Here is a 14,557-nt window from a genome sequence, read left to right as displayed (position 1 = left end):
GATCGACCGGTGAGCGGAGAGCGTGCCGCCCAGCTGGAGTACTCCGAGTTCCAGGGCGCGATGCTCGACGAGGACAAGAGGCGCCGCAAGGCCGCGAAGATCCTCGCCGTGCTCGCGCACTACCTGGGCAGGGACGCGGCCGAGCCCGGCAGTGTGCTGTCGGGGCTGACCGTGGCCGACATCGGCTGCTCGGCCGGGTTCATCGCCGACGAGCTCGCGGGCGCGGGAGCGAGCCGGACCTTCGGCGTCGACATCGACGTCCCCGGCCTCAAGAAGGCGTCGGAGAGGTTCGGCGAGCGGGTCGAGTTCGTCTGCGCGAACGGCGAGGCCCTGCCGTTCCCCGACGGATCGGTGGACGTGCTCGTCTTCAACCACATCTACGAGCACGTGGTCGACCCCGACTCGGTGATCGCGGACATGCGCCGCGTGCTGTCCGACGACGGCGTGCTCTACCTCGGGCTCGGCAACCGGCTCGGCGTCATGGAGCCGCACTACAAGCTGCCCTTCCTCTCGTATCTGCCGCCCGCCGCCGCCGACCGGTACGTGCGGGCGTTCGGCCGGGCCGACCACTACTACGAGCGTTTCCGCACGCGGGGCGGGCTGCGCCGGATGCTCTCCGGGTTCCATGTGTGGGACTACACCTTCCCGGTGCTCGCCTCGCCGGACCGGTTCGCCGGCGGGGAGCTGTTCCCCGGCGCCGTGGGCCGCGCGGCCAAGGGCGTGCTCGAGCGGACGCCGCGACCCGCGCTGGCCGCGCTGCGGCCGGTGGTCCCCACCTACCTCTGGATCGCGACCAAGACGCCGGGCCGGCCGCTCGGCGCCGCGCTCCCGCAGCCGCCCGAGCCCGTCCGCACCTCAGGCGTGGGATGAACCGCCGCAAGGCCGTACGGCTGCTGTTCCTGCTCCTCGCCCTCGGCTTCGGCGCGTGGAGCATCGCGGGGCAGTGGGGGGCGGTCTCCGAAGGCTTCGCGCGACTGTCGTGGCCGGAGCTCGCCGGGGCGCTGGTCGCCGTCCTCGGGGCACTGGCCGCGGGGATGATGATGTGGCGCTCGCTGCTCTCCGAGTTCGGCTCACCGCTGTCGCTCACCGCCGCGGCCAAGATCTTCTTCCTCGGGCAGCTCGGCAAGTACATCCCCGGCTCGGCGGTGCACGTGATGCTCGCCCAGATGGAGATGGGCCGTGACCACGGCATCCCGCGATCCCGCAGCGCGGCCGCCTTCTTCCTGACATATCCGATTTATCTGGCGAGCGGCCTGCTCGTGGGGGTCGTCACGCTCCCCGTGCTCGGCGGCGACTCGGTCGCGCGCTACGCCTGGCTCCTGCTCCTCGTCCCCGTACTCGTCGTCGCCCTCCACCCGGCGATCGTGAACCCGGTGATCGCCTTCGGCCTCAGGAAGCTGCGCAGGCCGCCCCTCGAACGGCCGCTGACCCGCCGCGGCATCCTCGTCGCCGTCGGCTGGGCGCTCACCGGATGGGCGGCGTACGGCGTGCACCTCGCGCTGATCGTCCACGGCCTCGGCGCCGCGGGGGTCGACGCGGTGGTCCTCAGCTTCGGAGCCTTCTCGCTGGCCTGGTGCCTGGGCACCCTGGCGATCGTCTTCCCGGCCGGGGCGGGCGTTCGCGAGGTCGCCATGGTGGCCGCGCTCGCTCCGGTGCTCGACCGCGGCTCCGCCATCGCGGCGGCGCTGTGCTCGCGGCTGATCGTCTCGGTGGGCGATCTGGTGTGTGCGGCACTCGCCGGCGCCGCGGCGCGAGGTTCGGTCCCCCAAACCGGCCAACCTGCCGAAAAGCACTGATCAACACTGGCAATTCGTGTAGCAGGTACGAATTCACCGTTGATTTCCCCAGAGTGACCCGGATAGGCGCGTGATATCCCTCACGGTTGCGGGGAAGCCAGCCATAGAGTGAACGCTGAAGGGTGGCCCGGGGGAAGGAGGCACCCGTTGGCTGACGGGAGTTCCCGCCCTCAGGCCTTTCTCTCCGGGGTGACACCTGGCAGAGAGGCAGGTCGATCAGGAGACTCCTGATCGCGAGCCGCGCTGAGGGGAGCGATCTTCTTGAAACCCCGTGTGGTCGTCGACGCGGCGGCCGTTCCCACCGATCGTGGCGCTCTGATCCGGTACGTCGACGGGCTTGTCGCCGCCCTCCATCAGGCCGGAGCCGACCTCGCGGTCGTCTGTCAGCGGTCCGACGCCGAGAGGTACGGCAAGCTCGCCCCATCCGCCCGGATCCTCCCGGGCCCGCCCGCCATCACCAATCGCGGCGCCCGTCTCGTCTGGGAGCAGACCAGCGTGCCCGTCCTGGCCCGCCAGGTGGGCGCCGACGTGATCCACGCCCCCTTCTACTCGATACCGCTCAGGTCCGGTCTGCCGACCGTGGCGACCGTCCACGACGCCACCTGCTTCACCGACGCCGAGCAGCACGGCACCGTCAACGCCTCGTTCTTCCGCTCTGCCACCCGTACGGCGGTGCGCCACGCCACCCGGATGATCGTGCCGTCCAAGGCCACGAGAGACGAGCTGGTCAGGGTGCTCGCCGCCGACCCCACGAGGATCGACGTCGCCTACCACGGCGTGGACCCGGCGCTGTTCCACCGGCCGACCGAGCTCGAGACCAAGCGGGTGGCCGACCGGTTCGGCATCCACGGACATCCGTACGTCGCCTATCTCGGCGCCATCGAACCCCGCAAGAACGTCCCCAACCTGATCAGGGGCTTCGCCAGGGCCGTACGACATCTGGACGAGCCGCCCGCGCTGGTGCTGGCGGGCGGCCCGAGCTGGGACGACGAGGTGGACGCAGTCGTCGCGGAGCTGCCGGCGAAGATCCGGGTCGTCCGGCCCGGCTATCTGCCCTTCGCGGACCTGCCGGGCTTCCTCGGCGGCGCGCTCGTCGTCGCGTTCCCGTCCCGGGGCGAGGGTTTCGGGCTGCCGGTGCTGGAGGCGATGGCCTGCGGGGCGCCGGTGCTCACCACCCACAGGACCTCGTTGCCGGAGGTCGGAGGCGACGCCGTGGCCTACACCGAGCCTGAGGCGGACGCCATCGGCGACGCGCTGCGGGCACTTCTGGAGCAGCCCGAACGAAGGGAGACGCTGTCGTCGGCGGGCTTCGCCAGATCCCAAGAATTCACCTGGCGGCTATCGGCGGATGCCCATCTCGTGTCATACCAGCGGGCGATCGAGAGCTAGGCTAACCTCGCGGCTGTGAGAGAGAGTTCTTTGCGGTCGCCGGAGCCACTTGAGGCGATCCTGCTCGTGGGGGGTCAGGGGACCCGCCTGCGACCATTGACGTTGCACACGCCCAAACCACTGCTTCCCACCGCAGGTGTTCCCTTTCTCGCGCACCAGCTCGCCAAGGCGCGGGCGCACGGGGTGCGCCGGGTCGTGTTCGCCACGTCCTACCGCGCCTCGATGTTCACCGAGGCGTTCGGGGACGGTGCGCCGTTCGGGCTCGAGATCGAGTACATGACGGAGGAGACGCCGCTGGGCACCGGGGGCGCCATCCGCAACGCCGCCGAGGCGCTCACCTGCCCGCAGGACGCTCCCGTGCTGGTCCTGAACGGCGACATCCTGTCGGGACACGACATCTCGGCCCAGGTGGACTTCCACCGCTCCCGGGGCGCGGCGGTGACGCTGCACCTCACCGAGGTTGAGGACCCCTCCAGGTTCGGCTGTGTGCCGACCACCCCGGACGGTGTGGTGACCGCGTTCCTGGAGAAGACGCCCAATCCGGTGACCAACCGGATCAACGCGGGGTGTTACGTGTTCCAGCGGTCGGTCATCGACATGATTCCCCAGGGTGAGGTCGTGTCGGTGGAGCGGGAGACCTTCCCCGGTCTCATCGAGGCGGGCCAGCTGGTGCTCGGTTACGCCGACGCGTCCTACTGGCTCGACGTCGGCACGCCGGCCGCCTTCGTGCAGGGCTCCGCCGACCTCGTCCAGGGCAGGCTCGCGTCTCCGGCCCTTCCCGGTGCGGCCGGCGAGTGCCTCCTGCTGGACGGGGCCGTGGTGTCGCCCGAGGCCAAGGTGACGGGTGGCACGGTCGTCGGCGCCCGCGCGACGGTCGAGGCCGGCGCCAGCGTGCGCGGCAGCGTGCTCGCCGACGACTCCCTCGTGGCCGCCGGAGCCGTCGTGGTCGACTCGGTGGTCGGCGCCGGGGCGCATGTCGCGCCCGGGGCCGTTCTGCGTGGAGTGGTCGTGGGCGACGGCGCGCGGATCGGCGAGCGCAACGAGCTCACGTCGGGCCTGCGCATCTGGCCGGGCGTGTCCCTGCCCGAGTGCTCGGTGCGGTTCTCGAGCGACGCCTGAGCATGCCGATCGGTGACGGCGCCGCCCCGGTTCCCCCGGCTCCTGGCCGGCGGCATGCTGGGATGAGGGAGGCGAGGTCGATGACGTCAGCCGGCGCCGTGACCGGGGTCAGGGAACGCAGGTGGACCCCGTCGACCCCGGTCGACGTGGGGCTCACGCTGTCGCCGCATCGGCGAGGGGGAGGCGACCCCGCGTGGCGACGTACGCCTGACGGAGCGATCTGGCGGACGTCCCGTACGCCTGAGGGGCCCGGCACACTGCGTGTCGCTGAACGCCTCGGAGAGGTGTACGGCCAGGCATGGGGCCCCGGGGCGGAATGGTTGCTGGATACGCTTCCGCAGGCTTTAGGCGTGGACGACGATGTTTCCGGATTCGCTCGGGCGCTCGCCTCCACGCCGCAGGCCGACGCCGCGGCTTTCGTCGCCGGCCTGGCCGCTCGGCATCCCGGGCTGCGGATCGGGCGGACGCTCCGGGTGTTCGAGGCGCTCGTGCCTGCCGTGCTGGAGCAGAAGGTCGTCGGCAGGGAGGCCTGGCGCGCGTGGCGCTGGCTCATGCGCAAGTACGGCGAGCCGGCCCCCGGGCCCGCGCCCGAGGGGATGGCGGTGATGCCGCCGCCCCAGGTCTGGCGCACGATCCCGTCCTGGGACTGGCATCGGGCGGGGGCCGAGGCCGTGCGGGCCAGGACGATCATCAACGCCGCCCATCATGCGGAGAAGCTGGAGTCGACCGCTCTCGACGGTCCCGATTCCGCGGAGGCGGACCGGCTGCTGCGGGCGCTTCCCGGCATCGGGGTGTGGACGTCGGCTGAGGTGCGCCAGCGGAGCCATGGTGATCCCGACGCGCCGAGCGTGGGGGACTTCCATATACCGGGCATGGTCGGCTGGGCGTTCACCGGCGAGAAGACCGATGACGCGGGCATGCTCGAACTCCTCGAGCCCTTCCGCGGCCACCGCCATCGGGTCGTGAGGCTGATCGAGCTCAGTGGCCTGCGCCCTCCGGCCCGCGGCCCCCGCATGCCCGCCCGCGACTACCGCTCGTTCTGACGCGAGGCCGTATGCCACGAAGTCGTGCATGATCACGGCGGGATCATCGCTGGGGCGGGGGCTGAGTAAAGGCGGCGTACTCAGGGGGTCGTAGGGTGCGCGTATGACGGGACACAAGGCCATGCACGGTGACAGCGGGACTCGGCGCGCGCTCGCGCGTGCCCGGGACGGCAAGACGCTCGACGTCGCCGAGGCGGCCATCCTGCTTCAGGCTCGTGGCGAGGACCTCGAGGTACTGCTCGACCACGCCTCGCGGATCAGGGACGCGGGGCTGTCGGCGGTGGGACGGCCGGGGATCGTCACCTACAGCCGGAAGGTGTTCATCCCGCTGACGCGGCTGTGCCGGGACCGATGCGGCTACTGCACGTTCGCCACCGCGCCGCACAAGCTCGACAGCCCCTTCCTCTCGCCGGACGAGGTCCTGGAGATCGCCCGTCAGGGTGCGGCCATGGGCTGCAAGGAGGCCCTCTTCACGCTGGGCGACCGCCCGGAGGACCGGTGGCACCAGGCGCGCGAGTGGCTCGACGCGCACGGCTACGACGACACCCTGTCCTACGTCCGCGCGATGGCGATCCGCGTGCTCGAGGAGACGGGGCTGCTCCCGCATCTCAATCCCGGCGTGATGACCTGGCTCGACCTCCAGCGGCTGAAGCCGGTGGCCCCCTCGATGGGGATGATGCTCGAGACCACGTCGGAACGGCTGTTCACGGAGAAGGGCCAGGCGCACTACGGCTCCCCGGACAAGGACCCGGCCGTGCGGCTCCGCGTGCTCGAGGACGCCGGACGGTCGAACGTGCCGTTCACCACGGGCATTCTCATCGGCATCGGGGAGACCATCGAGGACAGGGCCGAGTCGATCTTCGCGATCCGCCGGGTCGCGCGGGAGTACGGGGGGATCCAGGAGGTCATTGTCCAGAACTTCCGCGCCAAGCCCGACACGGCGATGCGCGGCATGCCGGACGCCGACCTCCACGAGCTGGCCGCCACGATCGCCGTGGCCCGTCTCGTGCTCGGTCCCAAGGTGCGCATCCAGGCTCCGCCCAACCTGATCGGCGAGGAGTTCGCGCTGATGCTGCGCGCGGGCATCGACGACTGGGGCGGGGTCTCCCCGCTGACGCCCGACCACGTGAACCCCGAACGCCCGTGGCCCCAGATCGACGACCTCGCCGCCAGGACCGCCGACGCCGGGTTCGAGTTGCGCGAACGCCTGACGATCTATCCGGAGTACGTGCTCGCGGGTGAGCCCTGGCTCGATCCGCGCCTGTTCGCGCACGTCGCGGCCCTGGCCGATCCCGAGACGGGCCTCGCGAGGCCGGACGCCGTGCTCGAGGGGCGCCCGTGGCAGGAGCCCGACGGCGGCTTCGAGGGCGGTCTGCGCACATCGGGCCGGTCGGACCTGCACACGGCCATCGACTCCGAAGGACGGACGAACGACCGCCGTGACGACTTCGACAACGTCTACGGCGACTGGGACGCGCTGCGCGAGCGCCTGCCGCGCGAGAGCCGTACGGGACGGGTGGACGGGACCGTGCGGGAGGCCCTCCGGCAGGCGGAGAGCGACCCCGCCGGCCTGACCGACGAGCAGGCGCTCGCGCTGCTCGACCTGGCCGGCGACCCGTCGGGGGCCGGGGCCGACGACGCGGGCCTGGACGAGTTGTCCCGGATCGCGGACGGCCTGCGGCGGGAGGCGGCGGGGGACGACGTGACCTACGTCGTCAACCGCAACATCAACTTCACGAACGTCTGTTACACCGGCTGCCGGTTCTGCGCGTTCGCGCAGCGCCGCACCGACGCGGACGCCTACACGCTGTCGCTGAGCGAGGTGGCCGACCGGGCGCAGGAGGCGTGGGAGGCCGGCGCGACCGAGGTCTGCATGCAGGGCGGCATCCACCCCGACCTGCCGGGCACCGCGTACTTCGACATCGCCCGCGCGGTCAAGGAGCGCACGCCGGAGATGCACGTCCACGCGTTCTCGCCGATGGAGGTCATCAACGGCGCGAGCCGTACGAACCTGTCGATCGCCGAGTGGCTGCACGCGGCGAAGGAGGCCGGAGTCGACTCCCTGCCCGGCACCGCCGCCGAGATCCTCGACGACGACGTGCGATGGGTGCTCACCAAGGGCAAGCTCCCGACGCGGGAGTGGGTGGACGTCATCACGACCGCCCACAAGGTGGGCATCCCGACGACGTCGACCATGATGTACGGCCATGTGGACACCCACGAGCACTGGGTGCGGCACATCAGGCTGATCCGGTCGATCCAGGAGGAGACCGGGGGCTTCAGCGAGTTCGTCCTGTTGCCGTTCGTCCACACCAGCGCCCCGATCTACCTCGCCGGGATCGCGCGGCCGGGGCCGACCTCCCGCGAGAACCGGGCCGTCCACGCGCTGGCGAGGATCATGCTGCACGGCGCGATCGGGAACATCCAGTGCTCGTGGGTCAAGCTCAGGGACGACCTGTGCCGGTCGGTGCTGGACGGCGGCGTCAACGACCTCGGCGGGACGCTGATGGAGGAGACGATCAGCCGAATGGCGGGATCGGAGAACGGGTCCTACCGCACGATCAGCCAGATCGCCGAGATGGTGGCCCCGACCGGGCGGCCGCTGCGGCAGCGCACCACCTCGTACGGCATGCCCGGCGCCGAGCGGGTCGAGGCGGCCCGGCGGAGCGACGGCGTGTGCGGGAGCGTCCGGCGCACGATCCCCCTGGTCTCGCTGCGCGAGGCGGGCTCGGGGCGCCTTTGAGGCGTCGTCTTCCCTCGTCGTTCGGAGGCTCGTTCCCCGCCCCCTCACTCCTCAGTCCAGGACGACGCCGCGCCCATCGCTTTTTCGGTCCGGGCACGGCGTCGCGGCCGGCTGGGTTATAACAAGTTCTACGTTTCCGGTCGATGGCCCTTGCGCCCGATGTGGTGGTGCTTGACACAATCATGCCTTCGAGTAAGGAAACTTGACCGACGTTGTGAGGGATGGTCACCGTGCGATCCGGTCGTCACCGCACCGGCTTCACCGCCGAACGGCGCCGCCGGCAGGCCATGTGGCGGGGCTCCGTGTCGAGTGTCGCGGTCGTGGCCGTCCTGGCGGGAGCGGTCTACGCCGTCGTGGACAAGTCGGGGGGAGCGTGCTCCGCACGGGATCCGATCATCGTCAGCGTGGCGTCGGCGGTCGACGTCGCACCCCCCGTGATGGAGGCCGCTGACGGGTTCAACGCGTCGAACGCGGGAGTGGACGGCCGTTGCGTGCGGGTCCAGGTGGCCGAGCAGCCCCCCGCGCCGGTCCTGCGGACGCTCATCGGCGAGCGCGCCGGCGTGCTCTCCAGTCGGCCGGACGGCTGGGTCGCCGACTCGTCCGCCTGGGTGCGGCTCGCCCGCAAGCAGGGGGCCAGGGACCTCGCGGACGGGGAGACCGTCGTCGCCACCTCGCCGCTGGTGTTCGCGACCACGCGGGCGCTCGCCAGGAAGTTCGCGGCGGGCCGTACGGCGATGAGCTGGAACATGGTCTTCCCGGCCACCGTCCACGGGCGGTTGCAGCCGACCGAGGACGAGCCGGACATCGTGCGGATCCCCGATCCGTCGACGTCCGGGGCCGGCATCGCGACCGTCGCCGCCGCCCGCGACCTCGTGGGGACGGGGGAGCAGGCGGACAAGGACCTCACCGCCTTCGTCCGGATGGCCCAGGCCGGGTCGGCTCCGGACTACAGGAGCACGCTGGCCGCGGTGGGCGACTCGGGCCTGTGGAGCCGACCCGTCGCGATCGTCCCCGAGCAGACGGTCTGGGCGCACAACCGTGACGTCACGATCGAACCCGTGGCCGCCCTCCAGCCCACCGAGGGCACGATCGACCTCGACTACCCGTACGTGGTGACGGCGGCGGACGGCGACAGGGCCGAGGGTTCCCGGCTCTTCGCACAGTGGTTGCGCACGCCCGCCGTCCAGGAGGAGATGCGGCACGACGGCTTCCGGACCGCGGACGGGCAGGAGCCTCCGTACTGGCCGGGCACCGACATCCCGGTGGAGCAGCCCAAGCCCCGGCCGTCGATCACGCCCGAGGTCATCGACGAGGCGCTGGACGCCTGGAGCCGCCTGGCCCCGCCGAGCCGGATCCTCGTCCTCACCGACGCGTCCAAGGAGACCGCGGAACCCATCCGGGAGGGCGGCAGCACACGGCACGACGTCGCGGTGGAGGCCGCCACGGTCGGGTTGCAGTTGTTCCCCGACGGGACCGATCTCGGGCTGTGGGAGTTCGCCAGGGACCTCGACGGTGACAGGGACGAGCGTGAACTCGTCAGCCTCGGCCCGATCACGGAGCCGGCGAGCGGCCAGGAGATCCGGCGGACCGAGCTGCTGCGAAGGGTCCAGGCGACCACGGCCTCGGCCCACAGGTCGAGCTCGCTCTACGACGCGATCCTCCAGGGCTTCCGCTCGGTGTCCGAGGGTTACGACCCGCTGATGAACAACTCGCTGCTCCTGCTGACCGCCGGCCACGACGACGGGAAGGGAGTCTCCCGCGAGCGGCTCGTCGAGACGCTGCGAGAGGAGTGGAATCCGGACCGGCCCGTCCAGGTCATCGTGGTCGCGTTCGGCGAGGGCGCCGACCAGGGGGCGCTGAACGAGATCGTCTCGGTGACCAACGGCCAGCTCTACGTCGCGCGGGAGCCGGGCCAGATCATCGACGTGTTCGTCTCCGCCCTGGCCCGGCGCCTGTGCCACCCGACCTGTCGGCCGTCGCCGTGATCGTTGGTGTGGTTCATCGCTGTCAGTATGGATTGAGCGCGATCACTTTGATTCCAGCATGACGTGCCCCTCCACGCTGATCACCTGACGCTCAACGCGACGCCGATGTCCTCATCCAGACCTGGTAGGAGCCATCCCCGAAGGTGCTGGTGAATGGCAGGTCCGCGTAAAGGCGGTACTTGCCGCTACTCGGCAGGGCCTTCGCGATGGCCTGCTGAATCGCCGAGCCTCCGGGCTTCTGCAGCACTACAAGGTTGTAGCGGGCGTCATCGATGGCCGCGGTGAAGGCATCCGTACCGCTGTGCTTGACGCCCTTGGGGTCGGTGTAGGCGAGGTGGTAGGTGCCTTGCCACTGCTTCGAATTGGTGACGTTGTGGAAATAGTAAGTGGGGACCTGTGCGACGTCCGAGAGGTACGAGCCCTTGCTGTTCACGTGTGGACGGAGCACGTTGACGAGCTGCGTCGAGTTCGGCCAGGTCGCGTAGCGGTAATCGGACTCCGTTATGCCCGAGGAGAACGCGAACACGATGATCAGCAGGCCGATCGCGGCGCGGACGATCATCAGACCGATCGCGGCGACGCGGAAACGCTGGGCGATCGCGGTGCGGCGGAAATGCGGGCCGACGATCCTGGACAGACCCAGCCCGGCCAGCGGTGCGAAGAAGAAGAGGCCGAACCCGACGTGCTTGTAGAGGGACACGCCGGTTGACAAGTGAATCTGGTAGGCCGAGGCCAGCAGACCCGTCCCGCAGAGCAGGAGGCACAACATCGTGCGCCAGATCCTGCCGGGCTCTTTGCCAGTGGTCGTCTGGGCCGCGGAGGTGACATCGCTGAGCCGGCCGAGCCACACGTACGACAGTGCCCCCAGGCACGCCACGGCGAGGGCCAACCCTATCCAGTCGGCGGACAAGCCGATCAGCTCGCTCATGGAGTTGGTGCCGTGAGCCCGGGAGGTGGTGGTGTGCTGGAGGCCCTCCATGATGGAACTGCCGTACAGCACCGTGCCGCCGATGGCTCCCACGCCGGCTGACAGCAGCACCCCGCGCCAGAGCGCGCGGGCGCCCCGATGCGGCCAGGCGACGATGACGGCCAGGACGACGACCGTGGGGATGAAGAGTCCGGCGGCGTACTTGGTGAAGAAGGCGAGGACCAGGATCGGTGCGGCGAACAGGACCGCGAACGGATTGGCGCGGTCGGTGCGCACCACGACCCACGCGGCGAAGGCCAACAGGAACAGGGCCGCGGAGTCGAAGGTCGCGAACCAGCCCAGGATGATCGTCGACTGGGAGGCTGCGAAGAGGACGGCTGCGAACAGGCCCGCGCGCTCGTTGAAGAGGCGCCGGGTCAGCAAATAGAGGAAGCCTGTGCAGGCGAGCATGAAGAACAGGCTCAGGGCGCGTGCCCCGGTCAGGCCGTGGAGAGAGTCCATGGCCCCGGCGAGTACGGGATACAGCGCGGGTGAACCCGAGAAGTTGCTGCTGTACGTGGTGGTTATCCAAGCCCCGTGGAAGATGTGGGCGAACTCCTCGTGGCCGGCGTAGATGTACAACGCCTCGTCCATGAAGGCGGTGTTGTTCAGTCGCACCGACAGCAGTGCCTGCACCACCATGATGAGGGCGAGGACAGCTCGGTACACCCAGGCGCGTCGGTGACCGGCCCGGTCGACCTCAGGGACGACGGAGGCAGGTGTGTCGTCGAGCGCGGCCCCCAGGCTCTCCGGCACGCGCGGGGCCTCCTGGACCGACGAGCGGCTCACCTGGGGTTCGAGCCCGACCCGCTGCAAGGGGGTGTGTCCGGTGCCGAAGGCTGGGGTTGTGATCTCAGGCTCCATCAAGGGTGCTCTATCTCCATCAAGGGTGCTCTACGCCGCTGGGCTAACACACCGACAAGTGACGCATGGGCGACTTGAGTGGTTTACGGGATTATCGCGGCTTATTGAGGCACCTCGCAATGTGCCGAATTTCGGTGATATGGCTACTGTCCGTAACCTGAGCCTGGTGAGTGGCGACTTTCCCCAACCGTCCTGTGCGGTGCTGTCAGAGGTACGCATCGCGTTGCGGCCTCCCGCGGCACCGCACCCGTCCGCCTGGGCACGTCGGATACAGGTCACGGCTCGGGGCACCCCGGGCTTGGAGGCCCCTACAACTTTGTAGTAATAAGGGGCCGCGAAGTTCCGTAGAACGGAAGAAAAGGCCATGCCCATATGAGTAGCGACAGCCCCCTGGGTCGCATCCTGGTGATCGTCCCTACGTACAACGAAGCGGACAACATCACAGTCGTGGCCTCCCGGCTGCGCGCCTCGGTTCCGGAGGCGCATCTGCTGATAGCCGATGACAACAGCCCGGACGGCACCGGGAAGATCGCCGACGAGATGGCTGGGGAGGACGAGCACATCCATGTCATGCACCGCCCGGGCAAGCAGGGGCTGGGCGCGGCCTACCTGGCGGGTTTCCGCTGGGGTATCGAGCACGGCTATGACGTGCTGGTGGAGATGGACGCGGACGGCTCGCACCGTCCGGAGGAGCTGCCGCGGCTGCTGACCGCGCTGGAGGGGGCCGACCTCGTTCTGGGGTCGCGTTGGGTGGCGGGCGGCCGGGTGGTCAACTGGCCGAAGTCCCGGGAGTGGCTCTCACGCGCCGGCAGCGCGTACTCGCGCTTCATCCTCCGGTTGCCGATCCGCGATGTTACGGGCGGCTACCGGGCCTTCCGGGCCGCAACACTGACCGGCCTGCGCCTGGACGAGGTGCAGTCGCAGGGCTACTGCTTCCAGGTGGACCTGGCACGGCGCGCGGTCGGCGGCGGGTTCCGCGTGATGGAGGTGCCGATCACGTTCGTCGAACGCGAGCACGGGGTCAGCAAGATGAGCCGGGCGATCGTCATCGAGGCGCTCTGGCGCGTCACCGCTTGGGGCCTGACACGCCGCCCCAAGTGAGGGGGCCGCAGAGTGGTGGTCATCCGTCGCCTAACCGGTGACCACCAGGACGACGCCGGCGGCGGGCAGCAGTCGCTTGGCCCGCCGGGCATAGAAACGTACGAGCGGGACCGTGTCCGCGGTCCCGAATCTCGCAGATGCGAAGACTCGCGGGTCTTGCCGGTGCACTTCGGGGAGGTCACGTCAGCGGGTGGCGATGAAGTCGCCCGCCTCTCTGCTGGGGCGCTCCCGGGGCGGCCCGGCCGGATGGCCGACGGCGACGGCTCCCATGGGATCCCAGTTCTGCGGCAGATCGAGCACCTTGCGTACGACATCGCGGCAGAACATCGTGGACGACACCCATGCGGAGCCGAGGCCTTCCACCGCGAGCTGAACGAGCAGGTTCTGCACGCCCGCGCCCGTGGCCACCACGAACATCTCCCGCTCGGACGCGTTCCTGCGCTCGTCGCGGTAGGTGTGCGAACCCTCCATGACCAGGCAGGGGACCACGAGGTAGGGCGCGTTCCTCAGCACGTCACCCCGCTTGACCCGCCGGGCGATCGACTCCTCGCTGAAGCCGTCGGAGCGCAGGTCGTCGATCCAGGCCGCCCGCATCGCGTCGAGCAACTCCGTACGGGCCCCCGAGGTCTCCAGCAGCACGAAACGCCACGGCGTCGTGTGATGCGGGGCGGGCGCGGCCACGGCGGCGGCGACCGCCCGCCGTACGGCCGCCGGATCGACCTCCTGCTGGGAGAACTCCCGAATCGTGCGGCGGGCGAAGACGACGTCGGCCGAGCCGTACCGGAACATGTCCTCGTCGGCGGGCCTGATGAGGACGCGGGCGCCGGGACCGTCGTCGGCGGTGACCAGTTCGGCGAGGCCACGCACGATCGCGACGGGGACACCGCCGAGCTTGCCCTTCACCAGTTCGCCGGCCGCGGCGATCTCGTCCGCCAGCGCGGTGACGGTCGCGTTGAGCGGGTTGCCGTAGGAGTCGGTCCGGCCGCGGAGGTCGTCGAGAGGGCGCACTCCCGCGGCGCCGATCGCCACGTCGGTCAGGCCGTGCCGCCACGGCCGTCCGAAGGTGTCCGAGACGATCACGCCGACCTCGACGCCCAGCGTCTCGCGCAGCCCGTCCCTGATCCGCCGGGCGGAGCCGTCGGGGTCCTCGGGCAGCAGCAGGACCGTGCCCGGCGAGGTGTTCGAGGCGTCGACGCCGGCCGCGGCCATGACGAAACCATGCCTGGTCTGCGCGATGACCGTCTCGCCGCGTCGCGCCACGACGCGGACGGTCTCCTCCTCGATCGCCGCCGTACGGCTGTCGCCCTCGCGGACGCGGCCCTCGGCCTTGCTCACGATCTTCGAGGTGACGACGAGGATGTCGCCGTCCTCGAGAGCGGGGACGGCTCGCGCAACGAGACGGGCGATGTCGTCCCCGGCCTGGACCTCGGGCAGTCCGGAAATGCCGGTGATGGTGATGGCCACGGGTTCCTCTCAGAGCATGTTCTCGGCAGAGGGTCTTCTCTGCATGATCACGAAATGCGTTTTCGCTGGCGGGTGGGCCCGCCACC

Annotated in this window: 10 protein-coding genes; 8 read left to right on the top strand and 2 right to left on the bottom strand. The window is 70.2% G+C overall.

The genetic code is table 11. The features are described from left to right. The first annotated feature begins 9 nt into the window (after positions 1 to 9). The 7 genes from Pph01_RS28730 (at position 10) to Pph01_RS28700 (ending at position 10,075) form a co-directional block, all read left to right on the top strand. Positions 10 to 870: a class I SAM-dependent methyltransferase gene (locus tag Pph01_RS28730; protein WP_204076276.1), complete on the top strand. Its 861-nt coding sequence runs from the start codon at positions 10 to 12 to the stop codon at positions 868 to 870. Further along, positions 867 to 1,796 carry a lysylphosphatidylglycerol synthase transmembrane domain-containing protein gene (locus tag Pph01_RS28725; protein WP_204076275.1) on the top strand — a complete coding sequence of 310 codons (930 nt, stop codon included), beginning with the start codon at positions 867 to 869 and terminating at the stop codon, positions 1,794 to 1,796. Before Pph01_RS28730 ends, Pph01_RS28725 begins: the two co-directional genes overlap by 4 nt. Positions 1,797 to 2,057: 261 nt before the next feature. Beyond that, positions 2,058 to 3,185, top strand: a complete 1,128-nt coding sequence (locus tag Pph01_RS28720; RefSeq protein ID WP_239117086.1) for a glycosyltransferase family 4 protein — start codon at positions 2,058 to 2,060, stop codon at positions 3,183 to 3,185. Positions 3,186 to 3,200: 15 nt separating this feature from the next. After that, positions 3,201 to 4,304, top strand: a complete 1,104-nt coding sequence (gene manB / locus Pph01_RS28715; protein WP_239117085.1) for a mannose-1-phosphate guanylyltransferase — start codon at positions 3,201 to 3,203, stop codon at positions 4,302 to 4,304. Between the two features lie 350 nt (positions 4,305 to 4,654). Then, positions 4,655 to 5,347, top strand: coding sequence for a DNA-3-methyladenine glycosylase family protein (locus tag Pph01_RS28710; protein ID WP_239117084.1), 693 nt, complete (start codon positions 4,655 to 4,657; stop codon positions 5,345 to 5,347). 103 nt (positions 5,348 to 5,450) lie between these two features. Further along, positions 5,451 to 8,090, top strand: a complete 2,640-nt coding sequence (locus tag Pph01_RS28705) for a bifunctional FO biosynthesis protein CofGH (protein ID WP_239117083.1) — start codon at positions 5,451 to 5,453, stop codon at positions 8,088 to 8,090. Positions 8,091 to 8,311: 221 nt separating this feature from the next. Next, positions 8,312 to 10,075: a substrate-binding and VWA domain-containing protein gene (locus Pph01_RS28700; RefSeq protein ID WP_204076273.1), complete on the top strand. Its 1,764-nt coding sequence runs from the start codon at positions 8,312 to 8,314 to the stop codon at positions 10,073 to 10,075. A gap of 91 nt (positions 10,076 to 10,166) precedes the next feature. Here the strand turns inward: Pph01_RS28700 and Pph01_RS28695 are convergent, their stop codons facing one another. Beyond that, positions 10,167 to 11,906, bottom strand: coding sequence for an ArnT family glycosyltransferase (locus Pph01_RS28695; RefSeq protein ID WP_204076272.1), 1,740 nt, complete (start codon positions 11,904 to 11,906; stop codon positions 10,167 to 10,169). 372 nt (positions 11,907 to 12,278) lie between these two features. Here Pph01_RS28695 and Pph01_RS28690 point away from each other — a divergent pair, with 372 nt between their 5' ends. Continuing rightward, positions 12,279 to 13,007: a polyprenol monophosphomannose synthase gene (locus Pph01_RS28690; RefSeq protein ID WP_204076271.1), complete on the top strand. Its 729-nt coding sequence runs from the start codon at positions 12,279 to 12,281 to the stop codon at positions 13,005 to 13,007. A gap of 183 nt (positions 13,008 to 13,190) precedes the next feature. Here Pph01_RS28690 and Pph01_RS28685 read toward each other — a convergent pair whose 3' ends face one another. Next, positions 13,191 to 14,471, bottom strand: a complete 1,281-nt coding sequence (locus Pph01_RS28685; protein WP_204076270.1) for a coenzyme F420-0:L-glutamate ligase — start codon at positions 14,469 to 14,471, stop codon at positions 13,191 to 13,193. Between the last annotated feature and the right edge of the window lie 86 nt (positions 14,472 to 14,557).

The organism is Planotetraspora phitsanulokensis, assembly GCF_016863295.1.
GTDB classification, from domain to species: domain Bacteria; phylum Actinomycetota; class Actinomycetes; order Streptosporangiales; family Streptosporangiaceae; genus Planotetraspora; species Planotetraspora phitsanulokensis.
This window is presented reverse-complemented; position numbering and strand designations above follow the sequence as displayed.